Consider the following 2,977-nt stretch of genomic DNA (forward strand, 5'->3'; position numbering starts at 1 on the left):
TATATGTAATGCTTTTCTTTTCAGTATCATAGGCGGTTTTGCGCATAGCAAGATAATGGTTATAGACAAAGCGAACACAACCAAAGGTCTTAGAAAATAGCACCTTTTGTTCTTCATTCGGATATAATCTGAACTTGTAAGCCTTGTTCTTTACCATAATTATTTTTCCTTTAGTCCTTGATTTTCAATATATTTTTAATGATATCTATTGTTGCACCACCAGTAGTCAGTAGATAAAATGATTTGCTCCAGAACATTTCTTTCCTTAGTATTTTTTTATGTGAGAAAATTCTTTCTTGATAAGTCTACTGCTTGCGGATTTATAAGCATTTATGAATTTTGATATCTCGCTGTTAGGATGAGCCTTAGCCTCTGGCATCTCTACATACTTTCCATAATTTTTTATTACTCTATATCCGTGATGCTGATAAAAGGAGACCGCCTTTTCATTGCACTTTCTTGTTTCCAAGACAATTCTGCTGTATCCAAATTCCTTCGCCTGTTCCTCCAGATAAGTAAGGATTTTACCACCTACCCCAACTGATTTTTTCGTGGAAAACATTCGTTTAACTTCCGCAGTATCTACCGATAATTCTCGGAACGCTCCACATCCAACCGCGGCGTCTTCTTCCATCGCTACCACAAATAATGACCGTGGGTTCTTTATGTCTGTATCATGAAAACTTGCTCGCCCACTATTTCCGGTTATGGTCTGAAGTTCATCTGATAACTCATCGATTAAAGTTCTTGCTTCAAAAGAGTTTATATCCGCCGGCTTAATTATCATTCATCTACCTTAACCTTCAAAACAGATGACTCTGAAACCTCTTCTCTAGCTTTCCCCATATAGAGATTTCCACCTTCTTGAAATCCATATTTTCGATAAAAGTCATGTGCATCGCGAGTAACCAGAATTCCTCGTAATGAAGATACTTCTTTATTGTCATGTATTGCATCCAGCATTGTTTTTCCTATTCCCAAGCCTCGATGCTGTTCATCTACAATCACATCACAGATATAATAGGTTGTTGCATAATCTGTGATTACGCGTGAAAATCCTATTTGCTTACCGCCTTCTTTCAGAAATGCACCATAGCACAATGAATTATCAATAGATTTTTTAATTATTCCAATATCACGTTTGTCTGCCCAGTAAGTCTGTTCTAGCAGCTTTTTAATATCATCAATTTGCATTGCTTCTCTTCCAGATTTTATTGAATATAAAAGCATTTTATTCCATCCCCTTCTATCAGATATACTAATTCTTATTAATATTCTTCATAATATTGTTCCAAAACCCCTGAGTTTCCTCCTGTGACAATTTTTCTGAAACACTATCAATATCAACAAAGTCATACCCATCAATCTCATCATCCGTACATCTAAAGTCATCCGGTTGCTCATCAATCTGTACAAGAAACATTGTTGTCTCCTGCTTATCATATCCGATGACATCCCTTAAATCATATGGAAACTCAAAACATATCTTATCATCAAATTCTTTCTTTATAACAAAGTGTTCTATTCCAGATTCTTCAAAGATTTCACGCTTTAATGCATCTAGCATAGTTTCATTATTTTTGACTCCACCTTTTATAAAGTCCCAAGAAGCTGCCTTGATATTTCCATCCTTACTATTGCAAATATTTGCTTTATGCACCAGGAGAACCTTATTTGAAGCTTTGATAATTATAGCTCCTACTGCTTTCCGGATTTTAGTTCTGTCAAATACATCGATTTCTTCTATATGTACCAATTCATCTCCTTGAAATGTAAATTTCACTATCCAAGGCATTATTGTACGAATTCTTTGAAAATCATTGAATCCAAATGATGGTTCAAAATAATTAATTATAGTACTTAATGCCGTTCCATGACTTCCGATTACTATATTTTTATCCGAGTACTCTTTTATTACCTGCATCAGAGCATCCACATTTCGTATTTGAACTTCATGTAAACATTCACCATCAGTAAGCTTATAATCGAAATCACTCCATTGTTGCTCTGTAAATCGATTAAAATCTTCTATCCATTCACTGTCAACTTTTCTTTCACGAAAATCTTCGACAGTAATTATTGTATGACCAAATGAGTCGGCAAAATCTTTTACAGTCTCAACAGCCCTTAAATAAGGACTAGACAATACGATCTCAATACCTTTATCGCTAAAATAATCCGTCACTAACTTGCTATCTTCTTTGCCTTTTATCGTTAACGGTCGTTCCAAATCATTATGGTTCGTGTAATCCGGCTCAGCATGCCGAACAAAATATACTGTTGTCATCTGTAGTTTTTATTCCCTCCGTACCCCTTTCGCAAGTAAGAACTCCCCGTTATCAACCATAGTTGGTTTCATATACGTAGCCAATTCAATTTGCATAATCGTTTGAAATGCTGTTTCATCCTTGCCCATTTCCTCAACAGAATGATTATTGCCACAGCTTAAACATGGGCTGCCTCCAAGGATAATTGATTGAAATCCATTTTGTGTTAATAACTTGTCCAGTTCAGCTGCTTCAAAGAAGTGTCTTGCCGGCTGATTGACCTTTTCATGTTTGGGTAAATCACCGGTGCTCATAACTTTATCTATATACCAATATTCCGGGTTGCTAAAGAAATCAGGATATTGATTTCCAAGAAGCATTTTCAATATGCCCCACTTATTATTCACACTGACAAACAGACTGCCTTCCTTTTTAAGAACACGGTGGAATTCCTTTATTGCTTTCTCTCTATTATCAAGAACATAGGATAGCGGAGCGCCGTAACATACAACTATATCAAATTGTCCATCAGCGAAATGTGATAATTCTCTGATATCACCTCGTACAATTTCATCAATTTTATCTCGCACATTTGCTTCTTCAATTTTATTTTCTGCAATTTTCAGCTGCTCATCAGAGATGTCAAATAGCGTGACCTGACAGCCTCTTTTTGCAAATTCTATGCTATACCTTCCTGCTCCACATCCGGC

At 35.9% G+C, this 2,977-nt stretch carries 4 protein-coding genes and 2 pseudogenes; all 6 read right to left on the reverse strand.

All coding sequences use genetic code 11. The annotated features are described in order from the left end of the window. The coding region (locus K0R93_RS19055) for a helix-turn-helix domain-containing protein (RefSeq protein WP_300304971.1) at positions 1 to 157 on the reverse strand (157 nt) is incomplete at its 3' end. A 2-nt stretch (positions 158 to 159) separates the two neighbouring features. Then, positions 160 to 367 (reverse strand): annotated as a pseudogene (gene tnpA / locus K0R93_RS19060) (IS200/IS605 family transposase); the annotation flags it as partial. A gap of 42 nt (positions 368 to 409) precedes the next feature. Next, a pseudogene (locus K0R93_RS19065) lies at positions 410 to 787 on the reverse strand (GNAT family N-acetyltransferase); the annotation flags it as partial. Further along, complete coding sequence (locus K0R93_RS19070) at positions 784 to 1,230, reverse strand: GNAT family N-acetyltransferase (protein WP_300304965.1); 447 nt, start codon at positions 1,228 to 1,230, stop codon at positions 784 to 786. The gene K0R93_RS19070 and the pseudogene K0R93_RS19065, both read right to left, overlap by 4 nt. A gap of 28 nt (positions 1,231 to 1,258) precedes the next feature. Then, positions 1,259 to 2,287 (reverse strand): histidine phosphatase family protein, encoded by a 1,029-nt coding sequence (locus tag K0R93_RS19075; protein WP_300304967.1) that lies wholly within the window; start codon positions 2,285 to 2,287, stop codon positions 1,259 to 1,261. A 9-nt stretch (positions 2,288 to 2,296) separates the two neighbouring features. Further along, positions 2,297 to 2,977, reverse strand: a 681-nt coding sequence (locus K0R93_RS19080) for a class I SAM-dependent methyltransferase (protein ID WP_300304969.1), incomplete at its 5' end; no start/stop codon positions are given.

Origin of the sequence: Anaerosolibacter sp., assembly GCF_029240175.1 — a bacterium.
GTDB lineage: Bacteria > Bacillota > Clostridia > Peptostreptococcales > Thermotaleaceae > Anaerosolibacter.